General features: G+C 36.0%; 11 protein-coding genes and 5 pseudogenes. 8 read left to right on the top strand and 8 right to left on the bottom strand.

Annotated elements, in window-relative coordinates:
* Positions 1-152: 152 nt before the first annotated feature.
* On the top strand, positions 153-407 hold the full coding sequence (locus JFU18_RS26445) for a SunI/YnzG family protein (RefSeq protein WP_002165351.1): 255 nt from the start codon (positions 153-155) through the stop codon (positions 405-407).
* Positions 408-948: 541 nt separating this feature from the next.
* A pseudogene (locus tag JFU18_RS26440) lies at positions 949-1,230 on the top strand (hypothetical protein); the annotation flags it as partial.
* Between the two features lie 191 nt (positions 1,231-1,421).
* Here JFU18_RS26440 and JFU18_RS26435 read toward each other — a convergent pair.
* Positions 1,422-1,703, bottom strand: coding sequence for a hypothetical protein (locus tag JFU18_RS26435; protein WP_085311974.1), 282 nt, complete (start codon positions 1,701-1,703; stop codon positions 1,422-1,424).
* 586 nt (positions 1,704-2,289) lie between these two features.
* Here JFU18_RS26435 and JFU18_RS26430 point away from each other — a divergent pair.
* Entirely contained in the window at positions 2,290-3,672 is a 1,383-nt protein-coding gene (locus JFU18_RS26430) for an alpha/beta hydrolase family protein (protein ID WP_201034137.1), read from the top strand.
* A gap of 27 nt (positions 3,673-3,699) precedes the next feature.
* A pseudogene (locus tag JFU18_RS26425) lies at positions 3,700-4,083 on the top strand (DinB family protein); the annotation flags it as partial.
* Between the two features lie 473 nt (positions 4,084-4,556).
* On the opposite strand, the gene JFU18_RS26420 reads toward JFU18_RS26425, so the two are convergent.
* Positions 4,557-6,350, bottom strand: a complete 1,794-nt coding sequence (locus JFU18_RS26420; protein WP_201034138.1) for a helix-turn-helix transcriptional regulator — start codon at positions 6,348-6,350, stop codon at positions 4,557-4,559.
* Positions 6,351-6,772: 422 nt separating this feature from the next.
* Here JFU18_RS26420 and JFU18_RS26415 point away from each other — a divergent pair.
* The 3 genes and pseudogenes from JFU18_RS26415 to JFU18_RS26405 all read left to right on the top strand — a co-directional run.
* Positions 6,773-7,813, top strand: a pseudogene (locus JFU18_RS26415) (serine hydrolase domain-containing protein); the annotation flags it as partial.
* A 34-nt stretch (positions 7,814-7,847) separates the two neighbouring features.
* Positions 7,848-8,057: pseudogene (locus tag JFU18_RS26410) on the top strand (hypothetical protein); the annotation flags it as partial.
* Between the two features lie 236 nt (positions 8,058-8,293).
* Entirely contained in the window at positions 8,294-9,151 is an 858-nt protein-coding gene (locus JFU18_RS26405) for an MBL fold metallo-hydrolase (protein ID WP_085311978.1), read from the top strand.
* Between the two features lie 178 nt (positions 9,152-9,329).
* On the opposite strand, the pseudogene JFU18_RS26400 reads toward JFU18_RS26405, so the two are convergent.
* The 5 genes and pseudogenes from JFU18_RS26400 to JFU18_RS26380 form a co-directional block, all read right to left on the bottom strand.
* Positions 9,330-9,542 (bottom strand): annotated as a pseudogene (locus JFU18_RS26400) (spore coat protein); the annotation flags it as partial.
* Positions 9,543-9,775: 233 nt separating this feature from the next.
* Positions 9,776-9,937, bottom strand: coding sequence for a hypothetical protein (locus JFU18_RS26395; protein ID WP_201034139.1), 162 nt, complete (start codon positions 9,935-9,937; stop codon positions 9,776-9,778).
* Between the two features lie 249 nt (positions 9,938-10,186).
* The gene (locus JFU18_RS26390) at positions 10,187-10,501 is read right to left on the bottom strand and encodes a DMT family transporter (protein WP_085311979.1); all 315 of its coding nucleotides are present in this window, start codon (positions 10,499-10,501) and stop codon (positions 10,187-10,189) included.
* Positions 10,501-10,842: a DMT family transporter gene (locus JFU18_RS26385; RefSeq protein ID WP_002090534.1), complete on the bottom strand. Its 342-nt coding sequence runs from the start codon at positions 10,840-10,842 to the stop codon at positions 10,501-10,503. The genes JFU18_RS26390 and JFU18_RS26385 overlap by 1 nt, the downstream gene beginning before the upstream one ends.
* A gap of 143 nt (positions 10,843-10,985) precedes the next feature.
* Entirely contained in the window at positions 10,986-11,579 is a 594-nt protein-coding gene (locus JFU18_RS26380) for a TasA family protein (protein WP_085311980.1), read from the bottom strand.
* A gap of 437 nt (positions 11,580-12,016) precedes the next feature.
* Between JFU18_RS26380 and JFU18_RS26375 the strand changes: the two genes are divergently transcribed.
* A complete protein-coding gene (locus JFU18_RS26375; RefSeq protein ID WP_157404913.1) occupies positions 12,017-12,154 on the top strand; it encodes a hypothetical protein in 138 nt (45 codons plus the stop codon).
* A gap of 54 nt (positions 12,155-12,208) precedes the next feature.
* Here JFU18_RS26375 and JFU18_RS26370 read toward each other — a convergent pair whose 3' ends face one another.
* Positions 12,209-15,466 (bottom strand): VaFE repeat-containing surface-anchored protein, encoded by a 3,258-nt coding sequence (locus JFU18_RS26370; RefSeq protein WP_201034140.1) that lies wholly within the window; start codon positions 15,464-15,466, stop codon positions 12,209-12,211.
* Between the last annotated feature and the right edge of the window lie 223 nt (positions 15,467-15,689).

Below are 15,689 nucleotides of genomic sequence, written 5' to 3'. Positions count from 1 at the left end.
TAACGTATTCCTTAATAGATTGATAGTATATCTTCCCTTTCTTTTGGCACCCTTAAAATATCAGCTCTATTCATACATGTAGAAAAACATTCTAAAAATTTGTATAATAAGATAAGAAGTGTAGCATTCTATTATAGAAAGGTCTTGGTATAATGCTAGGTATTGATGTCAAAAAAACAAAAGAAGAGTTAATTATTTCATGGCAATTTGCGGAGGTCACGATTCCATTACGTGATGTGATTGAGGTTACCGAAGATGCTACCTATGCGGGTGTTGAAGAACCAAGTGCAATCCGTATCGGAACAGCATATGGGACAACTGATCGTATATTAATTAGAACTGTAAAACAAAATTATGTATTATTTACTACGAATAAAGTGTCGATTTTAAAAGCTATTCTTGCTTAAATATGGTCATATAAATAGACTCAAACAAAGTTCGAATAAAGCAAAGGAGAGAAGTCATAGAATAGACTCCTCTCCTTTGTTTAATCGAAATAAATTTTATAATCCATACTCACTTCAGTATAGCTTTTACAACATAAGTACGTCTTACTGTTTTGATTCTAATATTACTAATCTTATTAAGACCAAATCCACACATCATCATTATTTTGAGTGTTATTGTTTACCTCATGCACTTTTTCGATATGATCAACTGTGTTGTAATTAATAGAAATGCCACCCAAGCCTACCTACTTCAAAAGCCGTTTTCACGACCCTTCCGTACAAGTTTAAAAATATCCCTTTATCCATACAACCACTTGAAAAGGTGGTTTTTTTGTCGGAATTTATATTTAGAAAATTCACATATAAAGGAGGTTTTACAAAATCTTACACAGAATTAGTCGTATATCGTATGAAATTGGTAATTTTTTACGATTCGTTTCATTTTATCTACCACGTTTAGACAAAATAGAAAAAACAGAACAAAAAGGAGAGGTATAGTTTGAAAAGAAAAATTGGTACAACAATTGTAGGATTATCTGTCTTTAGTTTTGGTCTTTTTGGCGTAAACATTGGGGATGGCGGAGTTGTAAAAGCTGAACATGGCCATACTGGCGCGCCTGCCTATAATATTGGGGATACTGGTGGCGCTCCAAAATTAGAGTCACATGGGGATTCATGGGCTCCTGCTTATGATCATGGAAGACCTCCTATTTCATCATACAATAAAGGAGATACTTGGGCACCTTCATTTACAAATACTCATGGGGAAGGTTGGGCTCCTGCTAATACAGAACCTGGCGGAGGTATCTAAGTTACCAAAAGGGGATCAAATTAGATTTTAAATGATCCGTAATCTATAAGAAAACTATTTTACGTAACAAATATGATGTATACGCATGTTTTCTAATGTGGTACACTGTAGCCGAGAGAAATCTCTACTACATAAGTGGTTTTCAAGTCTAAAAAATACACCTATGCAATAGGTGTATTTTTGTTTCCAACTCGTTTCTTTCTTCTCATCCTCTTTATGACTTCCCATTTTTCTATTGTATATACTTCTGGATTGTAGTCATGCAACATACGAAACGGATTGTTCTTCCAAAAATTATGTAAGGGCGTTGATAAGTCATTTGCAACAACCCACTTCGTATCACATGTTTGTAGTACATCTTCTTCTGCCATCTTATATTTTTCTTTCAATAATATATGTAATACCTGAAGCGCAGTTGATTTATTCCAATATCCTTTTCGCACTCTACAAAATTTCCATTATTGAAATTCACCTGAATATGCTGCATTTAAATAATGAAAAGGATTATTCCCCCAATGCTTATTGAGCGGGGGTGATAGATTATTTTTTCTAATCCATTCCATATCGAACACTTCTATTAATTTTGAATCTGTAAGCTTTTCATTTTCTTCAATCACCCATTTCAGTACTTCTATCCCTTTTTCTATACTCCATAAATTTCGCCGTGTATTCGCAAACTCCCATTCTTGAAATTTATCTAGATAGAGATCTTATATCATTTCGTATGGGCTAGCGTTCCAATACATCATGAGTGGTGTAAATAATCAGTATTTCGCGAACCATGCACGATTATAGTAGCAATTGATTTCTTCATCTGTTAATTTTTCTTCTATTGTCCACCGAAGTGCCTCAAGTGCATTTTCTTTGCTCCAATATTGGGCAGGGACTTGCTTAACTCCTCCACTCTTTCAAACTGGCTTTTTATGATATGTATGCAGGATTCCCTCTTACATGTACCGAAACCCCAACAGGGAAACATTCCACTAATTACCATCCCTATATCTATCATCACATTTTGGAGGTTAAAACATGTCGAAAAAAAAGAGCATACAAAAATCAGCACTTTCTTTTACCCTACTCTTTTCTTTAGGGATTTCTTCTTTTCCGATTACAACTATTCACGCGGATACACAAGGGGCACAAAATGCAGAAAAGAAACCAGTCTCTTTAACGGAGCGTACGTCTTTATTTTTTGACTATCTCCAGCAAGGTAAATATGCAGAGGCACTTCAGTTGACGTCTGCAGCTTTTCAATCTAAGTTTACAGCAAACATATTACAAAGTTGGTGGATACAAAGTGGCGGGAGCAGGATTACAAGCATGGGAACGCCTGAAGTAAAAGAGCGAAACTTGGTCCATCAAACGGTTGAAATTTCAGGGGCCATCGAAGGTACTACTATTCCACTACTCCTTAAATTCACGCCTGGCGGCAAAGTAGATGAAGTTAGAGTAAGAACGACGCCCGATAAATCTTATACCATCCCGCATCCTAGCTATGACCAACCTCATTCCTACCAAGAACGCGAAATCGTCATTGGAAATGCTACATACCCATTACCAGCCACATTAACGGTTCCAAAACATAAACCTGGTGAAAAAGTGCCTGTTGTTGTTCTTGTTCACGGCTCTGGTCCGCATGATCGTGACAGTACATTTATGGGAACTAAAATCTTTAGAGACCTTGCAGCTGGTCTTTCATCAAGCGGTATCGCAGTGTTACGTTACGAGAAACATTCCTTAGAACACGGTTTTAAAATGAGTGCAGAACCTGCTACATTAGACCGTGACACTACAGATGATGCCATATATGCAGCAAAATCAGCAGCGCAGCAGGAAGGCATTGACCCAGATAACATTTTCATTCTCGGACATAGCCAAGGAGCTGGCACAATGCCGCGTATATTAAGTAAAGCACCTTCATTACTTGTAAGAGGAAGTATTTTAATGGCACCACCTGCACGTCCTTTTACTGACATACTCCTTGATCAGTATCAGTACCTCGGGGCACCAAAGGAATTTATAGATGAACTAAAAAAACAATTCGCCTATATTGAGGATCCTACTTTTGATCCAGATCACCCACCAGCTGGTTATTATTATCTTTCTCCACATTTCATGTATGATGTGACTCGTTGGCGTCCAGTTGAGGAAGCGAAATCACGAAAAGAGCCATTACTGATTCTGCAAGGCGCACGTGATTATCAAGTAACAGTAAAAGATGAGTTTACGAGATGGCAAGAAGGGCTTTCAAGCCGCAGTAATGTTCAGTTCAAAGAATATCCGAAATTGAATCACTTTTTCACGGAGGGCGACGGGGAATTAAGCCACCCTAGTGAATACGAAGTCCCTTCCAATGTTCCTGCGTATGTCATCAAGGACATCGTTACATGGGTCAATGAGACAAAGAAATAAGAAAACAACAAAAGCCATCATGAATGATCTGTAAGTGAGATAATAGCCCATATTATGAATTGGGATAATTATCTATTAACAGAAATCCTTCCATCTGTTCAAAATGAAAAGGGAATGGAGTTTCCAGAATTTGATACATATAATAAAAAAGCTTCAAGTTACGCAAAATCGGGCGTATTACAACTAAAACTTCTTGAAGAAGCAAAAGATACAAGGGAATTACTTGTAAAAGAACTTAACGAATTACCAACCGAAAAGTTAATAAATCCATTAACTGCAAACGGTGTAACTCATTGTCCACATACTGAAACACCTTATTCACTTATATATATTGTTAAGGAATTCACAGACCACGACAACCACCACAAAAAACAAATTATACAATTACTAAGGGCAAACAACTTGGACTAATTCAATCACGGGTTGTAATTATAAATCATAGAAACGATTAAACTTTTTTATAAAATTTTGTAGTATAGAATAAAGAATCCCACTTATTTCGAATAATCTGTCTTCAAAATAAGTGGGATTCTTTTATAATGAAATCAATTTTTTAGCTAGTATTTAATTAAACTTAATTTCAAATCTATAGTGTTTTTTCATTTTAGGGGGCATTTCTTTATCTTAGCTTGATAGCGATGGGGTAGCACCACATCGCTCTATCAAGCTAAAAATTTATAGTACCCCCAGAACGAAAAATTGTGCTAACTTGTAACAAAAAGCTCATTTCTTCGTTTTGGGGTAATTCTGAATTCTTAAGTTGATGGTGATTTGGCGCTACCTCATTCTACGCTCTATTTTTTACTTAAAATAATGAGTGGCCCAAAAAATAGTAATTGTTGCCGTGCCCCGAATACGGAAAATGATTATATCTTGAGTACCATCTACACAATATTTTCCTTTCGGGCCCTTTTTATTGCTTCTTCGCGGTTGTTGACGCTGAGCTTCGAGTAGAGAGTCGAGCAATAATTGCGGATCGTTCCCTCCGATAAAAATAATTTGGCGGCGATCGACTTATAACGCAGTCCACCTGACAGATGCTCCAGAATCTCCATTTCACGTTTCGTAAGCCCGTACGGGAAGTTTTCCTGACTTGAGCCGATCTTCTCCAATTGCTCGCGTTGACTTTTCATCTCTTCGAAAATTCGCGTAGCGACCGATTGATCGATCCAGATTCCTCCGTTATAAATTAGTTTCAAGGCTTCCTTCATCTCTCGCGGATGAATCGACTTCAGCATGTAGCCCTCCGCCCCGTGCTCCAATGCAGTTGCTGCCTGCAAGGAATCCTCAAACGTTGTCATGAACACAACCTTCATATCAGGCCATCGTTGTTTCATCTCAAGTAAAGTTTCAATCCCGCTCATTCCCTGCATACTAATATCCATTAGCACGATATCCGGTTGGGACCGTTCACAATATTCTAATGCTTCGCCACCGTCCCTGGTTGTACCAACTACGTTAAAATCAGTATGCTGATCCAAAATTTGCTTCAAACTGTCGGTAATGATCACCTGGTCGTTAACGAGCAGCAGGCGGATTATATCATGTGCAGGCTCTGTCTGTAACGGAATATTACATATGACGAAAGTTCCTTGTTCTGGATCGGAATGCACGGACACCGTGCCGTGAAATAGCTTAAGTCGTTCCTTCATCCCATTAAGTTCAAATCCAAATTGGATTTCTTCCATTCCGGTGCCGTTATCTTCGATCTGTAACCTGAGCTGCTGACTCTCGAAATACAACTGAACGGATATCAAGCTCGCCGAACCGTGCCGAACCGCGTTGTTCAGAGACTCTTGAAGGCAACGATATAGACAAAATTTTATTTTTTGCATAACGAGAGTCTCGCTGCCGATCACACGGAATTTGACCATTATACCTGTTGACTTCATAAAATCTTCGGTAAATTGCCGTAGAGATTCACTTAATGAATGGTTCAATGGAGTATGAGAGAGCTGATGCAGATGTTTTCGGATATCAACCAGACTATGTTGGGCAATTCCGACAAGCGAATCGATCCTCTCTATCTGTGAATTCGGTACGGACGATCGCAGCGATTCGACGCCGACGATGAGTGAGGTAAGCGTATGGCCAATCGTGTCATGCAGCTCATGTGACAGCCGGCTGCGCTCCTCCATCAGCGTAAGTTCCTCAATCCGCTCAATATGCTGCTCCAGCAATAGCTTTTGCTCATGAATAATTAGGGCTTGCTTATGGGACTGAATTAATATATTAAATGTGAAGCCGATGGCGAATCCAAAACCGTTGCTAACGATAAATTCATACGGGAGACGACCAGCGATCCAACCGTTCAATGACGGCAATATGATTACACAGAGGATACCTGTCCATACATAGGTTCTTCGATTGCTCGCCAAGCCGATATTCATCACAAGTAAAACGAAAGACCAAAGTAACTCCGGTGCTGTATAGGCTAAATAAAGATGAAAAACCCCCGCTGCCATGACGTCGACTGCAAGATACCAATCTGCATTTCTACACCAGGCGATTAATGGAACGAGATAAACAACGAAAGCAAAAGAAAATAAGACCCAAAAAGACGCATCGATTAATGACGGTTTGATAAAACTAGCGCTTATGATAATGACCATCCACAGCGTTCGTATGGCCACAAATATCCAATCATACCAGAACCATTTTTTTATTATAGAGAACACGGATTATGCACACCTACTTGTATTTTTGAAAATTAATTCTGAATAAATCAAATCTATCATGCACCATAAACTTCTGATCCGTCAAGCGAAAGAAAGGATAAACAGTTAGAATTTACTGTAACAAGCACGTCACATGAGATATATGACAGTTTGTCATATATCTCATGTGACAAGTCCAATTCCGAGTGTCAACAAAAGTTTGGCGGTTTCATCACTATCCGATTTAACAATTTTGGGGATAAGGTGAGGATGTAAAGCAACACAACATTCCAAAATAATAGGAGCGATACGTTATGAAATTACTCAGGATTCAAAAAGGAGCTGTACTTGCATTAACAGCTATATCGGCGAGTACACTGGTATTTTCTGCTTATGGGTCTGTAAACCCGGTACAGAATGAAGGCGCGGTACAAGTGAAGACAGAGAAGGAAAAGAAAAGCAAACATCGGGATGAAGTCAAACGCGTCATTGATGAGGTGGTAACCATTAAAGGAGTCCCAAGTGTCATAGCTGGCGGGTTACAGAACGGGAAACGCTGGTCTTACGCTACAGGTACAGCCAGTTATGAAGTACCACACCCGGTGGAGTCCAATTTTTCATTCCGTATTGGAAGTATTTCAAAGACTTTCACAGCGTCCGTTGTATTACAGTTGGCTGACGAGAAAAAATTGAATCTGGATGATTCGGTTGAAAAATGGCTGCCAGGTGTCATAAAAGGTGAAGGGTATGATGGCAACAAAATTACGATCCGTCAGTTATTGAATCATACAAGTGGGCTTGCTAGCTATACAGATCTGGATTTCCGAGATATTACTTTGCCTCAAAATCCATACCGTTACTATTCCGTCGATGAGCTTATCGACCTTGGACTTTCAAAGCCACCTGTATTTGCACCAGGGAAGGGCTGGAATTATTCCAATATGAATACTGTACTAGCCGGTCAAATTATTCAAAAGGTAACAGGAGAAACGTATGCAGAGCAGATCAGGAAACGGTTTATCATACCGCTTGAAATGAAAGGGACATTTGTGATGGGAAATAGTCACGAAATTCCGGGTAAGCATGCCACAGGATATAATATGGATAGATCGGGTCATTTGTATGATTTAACAGAAATGAATCAATCATGGGCAAATGCGGCGGGAGATATAGTCTCAACAGTTAATGATTTGACTACCTTCTTCAGTGCGTTGTTGGGCGGGAAGCTTCTGACTCCAGAGATGATGGACCAGATGCACACAACAGTGGATGGACCTTTTGGTAAAGTCGGACTAGGGATTTATGAATTTAAAACAGCGGAGGGGCAATCTTACTGGGGGCATGCCGGAGGTACTTTCGGATATGAATCGAGAGCCGTCGGATCTCTAGACGGGAAGCATATTCTGGTAACGTGCATCAACTCGGTAGGTCCACAAGTAGCGCCAGCTCACGATAAAATAATCAATAAGGAATTTACCCATTAGGCAAGTCTAAACAGACAGTGAATTATATATGTTTGACCTGCCTGGAACCTTAATTTCTGCACTTAATATTTTTGAAGGTATTTTTAAATATGCTGATGAATGGTACTTTCTTTCTTATGAAAATAGAGTACCACTTGTAATGATTGAATTAGAAGGACATGAAAAATATAAATATGTTTATTTTGAAATCAATGACCCTACTAAAGTAGCTTCGGATATTAGAAAGCATATAAGGGATTTGTAATTATTTTTTTGTATCTAAGAGTGTATTGCTTACACTGATATAATATATATAAACTTTTGCTTGCGCTTTATATAAGTTGATGCATAGTAGCTTAAGTCCCTACCCCTGATTCTCGGAATAAGGATAATAGATTTTTGTAATACCCTGCTTGTCTCTTTTAACAAGTCCCCCAAAAATGGATTTTCAAAATTAGGGAACTATAATGTGGTATTAAAATAACTTAAGGGGGATAAAAAGTGGACAATGAAATGAATTATGGAAGTGATTACAAGTTTATTCCGGCCACTTCAATTGGAAGTGGCCATGGCATCGAGGTATTGCCTGATTTATTTTGTTACACTATTCAAATCGTCAATATCTGTTTTTGGGGAAATCCGCAGACCAATGATTTTGTTTTAGTTGATGCTGGAATGCCTAAATCTGCAAATGAAATTATCTCTGTCACTGAGAATCGATTTGGTGCAAACAGCCGTCCAAAAGCAATTATTTTAACTCATGGACATTTCGATCATGTTGGAGGAATAATTGAACTGGTCAAATATTGGGATGTTCCAGTCTATGCTCATCGAATGGAGATACCCTTCCTGACAGGTAAGCAAAGCTATCCAGAACCAGACCCTACAGTTGAAGGTGGTATGGTAGCGAAAATGTCCCCTATGTTCCCTAACGAACCGATAAACTTAGGAAATAACGTAAAAACGCTACCTGTTGATGGAACTGTTCCCCATATGCCAGGATTTAAATGGATCCATACACCAGGACATACTCCAGGTCATATTTCCTTATTCCGAGAAAAAGACCGAACTTTAATTGCTGGGGATGCATTTGTTACAGTCAAACAGGAATACCTATATAAAGTATTTACTCAGGAACAGGAAATAAGCGGACCTCCTCGTTATCTAACAACAGACTGGGAAGCTGCCAAGGAATCGGTCATTAAATTAGAAGAATTAAATCCTATGACCGCCGTTACTGGCCATGGAATACCAATGTCAGGTGAATTGCTATCAACAAGCCTCAAAACACTCGTTAATGAATTTGATAAAATTGCTGCACCTGATTATGGAAAATATGTAGACAAAAATATACATTAAACAAGGAAACACTTTGTATGTTTTTTCATATTAAAGAAATAAAGTATAAAACAAAACGTCCAAACCCTGGATATGCAGAAAACTTCAAGAGATATTAAGGTTAATATGGTAAAAACACCGTATTCAGGTAGCCTCTCTTTTCTAAGAATGGAACCATCTTAGAAAAAAGACCATGTTACGACTGAAATCCAGGAGCATAAGGATAAAATTGCACTAACTCTTGTAAATTGTTTTGTATCACATTTATAGCTTTAATATATAACGATTGGAGTGCTTTATCAGGTATATTTCGAACTGATTTTTTCAATTTGATTAAGCCGTTCGCTTGGAATGCTACTAATTCATATAAATCCAATGTTTCATGCCAAGCTAACTGATTAGGATAAGACATAGATGTTCCCCCTTAATATTCATTCATGCTACATTATGCAAAAAGTCCAAAAAGGGTCTATACTATAATAAATAAATTTATCCTAACTAATCTTTATTTTCTATTCTTCTATAGTTAATTTTAAGTATCTTTAATCGAATCATAATTATTAAATTCATTATTTTTTGATTTAAACGGGATGAAATTCAATATTCCGTCAATATTTTAGACAACCCATTTCTTAACCTGAGCAGTTAGTTTTTGCTAGCTGCTCTTTGGTTTTCTTGTTCTAACCTAAATACCAATTCAGCGATGCTGTCGTAATAACTCTCTTCAACAAGAATTACATTCCCTACGCCTTCGTGATGTTTTTTCTCCCAAAGTGATTTATCTTCTTTTATATCCTGCGCTTTCATATCCATTCCCCTTTTCTACAAAATGAAATTTTTATTAAGCTCATTTGCACAACCGCATAACATGTTTAATTCTACTTATACTATAGCTGTAACCTAAAGTTACATATCATTTACTTGTAGGGCCTAATCTTTCTTTTGTACAACAAGTAGTTAGCTAATTAAGCTGGCTGCTTTGTTGTGAAAAATGAAGAAGATAATTTGCTTAATAAAAACAGATTATCTTCTTCATAGTACAATCTAAAAAATCATTTATGAAACGAGTTTTAAACCTATTGCAGCACCTAAAACCATACCTATAAAGATAAGTCTTCTCCAGTCTTTTGATTCGCCATAAAAAATCATGCCTAAAATTGCACCTCCAGACGCACCAATTCCAGTCCAAATTGCATAAGCTGTTCCCATAGGTAGTGTTTCCATTGCGTAAGCAAGAAATATAAAACTTAATCCAAATCCGAGAATTAACAAAGCTAATGATTGCCAATTTCGATCTTTATGCAATTTATTTATCATAGCAACACCAAACATTTCAAAAAGACCTGCTAAGATTAAAGAAATCCATGCCATTAGGATTCATCACCTTTCTGAACTTTGTCATCTGTAACTAATTTTAAGCCAATTACTCCAGCTAATAAAAATAAAATCAAGAGTACTTTTCCCACTTTAAATGGTTCACCAAAGAACAGGATTTCAGAAAAGACAGTTCCAGCTGTACCTAACCCAACAAAAACAGCATAAACAGTTCCCACGGGAAGTTTTCTTCCTGCCATGATCATTAAATAAAAGCTAAAAAATATAGCAATGATAGTCCCCGTCCAAGTCCAAAAGTCATCAGCATTTTTTAAACCAATAACCCAAAAAATTTCAAAGAAAGCAGCAATAAATACTTTAATCCAGTCTTTACTCATCTAAAAGACACCTCCAATTTTATTCTTACCAAAAAAAACAAAAAAAGCCTAAGAGAAAACTGTTAAACAGTTTCTCCCAGGCTTTTATCCTTCCGTGACACAGTAAAGCTGTGAGTTTTCTCTCGGACGAGACCACATTAAATTTATCTTTCTTGTCCATCTGTTTGATTGGCTTGGAATTCCATTTTTAGCGCAATACTATCCCCTTGGAACACGTTCTGATCTGTGCCGTTGTCTTCAAATACAAACTTTATCCAAAACCAATCCATTTTCCCAGGTTTTAATCCCCCTGTTTCAGTCCACTTAGAATGAAATACTTTTTTGGAGGCAATCTCTGGGCTTTGTGATTTTAGTTCTGCAAGAGTTGTCTCGTATACAGGGCTTTTCGCAGGATCCCAATCCAAAAGAAATTGTACTTTAATATGTTTACCGAAATCTTCTGTAGTGTTATTTTGTTTTAAATCGTTTACAGTATAGTCTATTTTCATCATGATATCTTTAATATTTAATGTACCACTATTTTTTAAATTGAATTTCTTTAATATTTTGTCCCCAGGTTTTAAATTTTCTAAGTTAAGTGAAGTAGTTGGTTGCATAGCTAAATCCAATGTACCTGCAGCAAATGAATTATTTGTCACCACTTGATCGCTAAAATATGCATATGTTCCCCCACCAATTAAAGATAAGCCAAGAGCGGCTGAAACCACTCCAACACCTAATTTCTTTTTCAATGACATTTTTTGTTCCTCCCATATCATTTTTATAATCTTTCTCCCTAATCAACTGAAAAGGTCCCCTTAATACAGATATACCATGAATTGTTAAAAAATTATATTAAAAGCAAAAAATTCCTTATTGAGAAAATTATGTTATTATTTATCTTCTGTAAATGAAACGTCCCAAAATAGAAAAGTTGAATTTATAATTATCAAAACCTCCCCCAAAAACAAATTAATATTAACTACCCTTTATTTCCAATCCATATCTGCAAAATCAAATCGATGCAAACAAACAAGATAATCAAGTTTCAAAAACGCAAGCCTGGAAAGATAGAATGAACAAAAGTTATAGCGCAATTGAAAGCTTAAATACAAATTTCAAAACATATCCAGATGAAAAAATCCCCAACGATTTAAAGTAGAACCATCATATGCTGAAGGAGGGACTTGGCCTATTGGTAAAAAGTAAAGAATTTCTAATACGCGACTTTTCAGATAATGGTAAAGAAGTTATTTCCGCTGAAAATGTATTTGCAAAACAAGGAATGAATTTAATTGATCCTGCAACAAATTTCATTTTAGATCAAAAATAATGTAAGAAAATAAGCACATCTTGTAAAAAAACAGATGTGCTTATTTTTTAATTTTTATGCGTTTTTACGTTTTAAGAAAATAACTCCACCAACAATTAACAATAATGCGCCTGCAGCCATAGAGATCCAACTTGTAAGATCAGCACCTGTTTGCGGTAACCATCCAATTTTAGATTGAACTTCTTTCTTAGGTTGTGGTTGCTCTGAGGTTGGAGTATTTTTATCTTGATGCGGCTGTTCTGGTTTAGGTTGCTCCGGTTTTACTTCTTTAAATTTCACCGTTTGACCCTTATCTTCGATGTCAACGTGTATAGCTACCAAGATATTATCTTGATACAGTTCTTCAAATACTACTACTTCTTTACCTTGTAATGCAGAAGCATTAAATGTGAAATCGAGTGTGATAGAACCATTTTTCTCTTTTGCAGTAAACTTAGATTCTACTGTTACTTCTTTACCATCAACTAATAATGGTTTTTTTGTTGCTTTATCCATTAGTTTGCCTTTTACAACGTACTCTTTACCCACAATTAAGTCTTTGTATTCCACTTTATCTTGGATTGTTACAGATTTAGAAGCGTCTAACTCTTTAGAACCATCAGCTTTGTTTGTAGCTGTCGTTTTAATAGAAGGTTCTACAAATCGAACTGTTTGACCTACATCGTTAATGTCAGCATGTGTTGCAATTACTTGACCTTCATGTAATAAGTCTTCAAACACGACTACTTCTCTTCCTTGCTGTTCAGCACCAACGAAAGAAAAGTCTAATGTTACAAAACCATTCTTTTCTTTTGCAGTGAATTTAGTCTCAGCTGTTACTTCTTTACCATCAATTAATAATGGTTCGTTAATAGCTTTGTTCATTAATTTTCCTTTTACAGTGTACTCTTTACCAACAACTAAGTTAGTGTACTCCACTTTATCCTGGATAGTGATAGAATCCTTTGAATGAATCTCTTTTCCACCATCAGCTTTGTTTGTAGCAGTTGTTTTTACTGATGGCTTAACGAACTTAACTGTTTGACCTTTATCATTGATATCAGCATGTGTAGTAACAACTTTTCCGTCTTTCAGTAACTCTTCGAATACTACTACTTCTTTTTCTTCTAAACCAGTTGCATCAAAAGTGAAATCTAGTGTAATAGAACCATTTGCTTCTTTTGGTGTAAACTTAGTTTCAGCAGTTACTTCTTTACCATTTACAACTAATGGTTTATTAGTCTCTTTATCCATTAATTTACCTTTTAAAGTGTACTCTTTACCTACTTGTAGGTCTTTGTATTCCACTTTATCTTGGATTGTTACAGACTTAGAAGTGTGCATTTCTTTTGTACCATCGGTTTTATCAGTAGCTGTTGTTTTTACTGATGGAATCTTTTCATCTTTGACAATATGTTTAATGATTTGACCATTCTCTTTGATCTCAAAAGAGAATATTTCTTCATTCAATACATAACCTTTTGGTGCAACAGTTTCTTTATATGTGTATTTTCCAAATGGTAACTTTTCAAACTTCGCGATACCTTTATCGTCTGTTTTCCCTTTAACTACTTCTTTTCCTGCTTCATTATAAATAGTAAACTCTGCATTCGGAAGCTTATTGTTTCCATCAGCTACATCAACTTTTGTAATTTCTAGATCACCTTTGATAAGATGATTAACTGCTAATAGCTCAATAATTTTCCCGTGTTCCTTTATTTCGAACACAATTGGTTCTGTAATAAGAACGTAACCATTTGGAGAAGCCTTTTCTACAAATGAATATTTACCATACGCTAAATCTTTGACGTTAACTTCACCAGTTTTATCTGTCTTATATTCCCCAATTACTTTCCCGCTTGCATCTTTTAGCTCGAATACTGCACCTTCTAATTTTTTACTGATATCTTCATTATCTACTTTTAGTAATTTCACACTACCTTTCACTTCTGTATTTTCCACTGTAAAAGTAAGTGTTTTATTGTGCTCTTTAATTTCAAAAGGATACTTTGTTTTATTTCCAATATATCCATTAGGTGTTTTTGTCTCTAAGAAATAATATTTACCATACGTAAGACCATCAACATTTGCAATTCCATTTTCTTTTGTTACTACTTTTTTCACTTCTTTTCCATCTTCAGTAAAGACCGTGAATTCAACATTAGGCAACATCTTACCTGAATCACTAAGTTTTTTTATTTCGATGTTACCTTTTACTTTGTTGTTTACTACTTGAACAGCTCCTATTTCCCCTGTCTTAACTTCAATAGTTTGTGGTTTATCACCTGAAACATAACCTGTTGGTGCTTTAATTTCTTTTACTGTGTAGGTACCAATTGGTAGGTTATTTAATTCTGCAGTACCATCAGCACCCGTCGTGATTTTTCCAACTGATTCATTATTTGCATTAAAGACTTCAAATATTGCACCAGCTAATATTTCTCCATTTTCCCCAACCTTTTTAATTTTTAAAGAACCAGCAGCTTCCCAATTTACTGCAAGGTCACTACTAAGCTTTTCCTCATTTCTTTCTAGTAGCACTGTAGCATTCTGAACAGTATCAGTACCGCGATAAGCAATTGCTTGAACTTTAGTTAAATTTGCAGCAACACTTAGATTAAATTCACCTGTTTTTGTATCTTTAGGAATTTGGATACGGAATTTTTCCCCAAGTGAAAGCTGATCTTTCACTTCTCCATTTTCACTAACAATTTTAACTCCATTAGGTGCATTTTTCGCTACTACTTTATAAGAACCACTCTTAGCATTTGTTTGTACTGTGTATAGGTTTGTTTCAAAAAACTCACCCTTTAATTCTGCCTTTTGCTTTTCAGCAGGAATCACATTCATAAAAATATCTTGAGTATCTTCACTTGTATTTGCAGCATTAATAATTGTCTTAGCCGCTTTTTCAACATTTTTATTTTCATGCTTTAATTCATTTACATCAAGTTGACCTAATGCATTCCAAACCGCAAGCTGAGTTGCATAATGTGCTTCATTCTTATTATCTACTCCCAGTTGTTCTATACTTTTTTGTGGGAAACCATTTAATAGAACCCTATATACTACATTATCTGTTTTCCCCATTTCAGGAAGATCTTCACCATTTGGTGATTTTAAGCCAAGAGTTAAACAATAAGCAATTTGACCGCTTGAATTTTTGATAATTTCAGTTCGGATATCCTTTCCTAAACTGTTGCTATAACTCCAGTTCATTGAATACTTTTCATGCGTCATAACCTCCGCATTTGCCTTCGGTAGAAACACATTAAAGAATAATGCTAGTACTGATAATAATGCAAAAATTCTTTTAACAACTCTTCTCCCCAATTTTAAAACCTCCCTAGATAAAATGAACCCGATGTATTATTCAAATATTTAAAATAATCACAACGAAGATATTTCATATTATAAGACATAAAGTTACAAATATTATATTATTTTTACAAATTATTCATTTTCTCAACATCCACTATAAATTATAATATTAAAACATTACATTTCACAAAAGTAACAATATTAGGATACCTTAACAAAATAAGAAACTTGGTAA

Source organism: Bacillus sp. TH22, from assembly GCF_016651015.1.
GTDB classification, from domain to species: Bacteria; Bacillota; Bacilli; order Bacillales; family Bacillaceae_G; genus Bacillus_A; species Bacillus_A mycoides.
The sequence above is the reverse complement of the archived record's forward strand: the minus strand, read 5'-3'. Positions and strand labels throughout refer to the sequence as shown.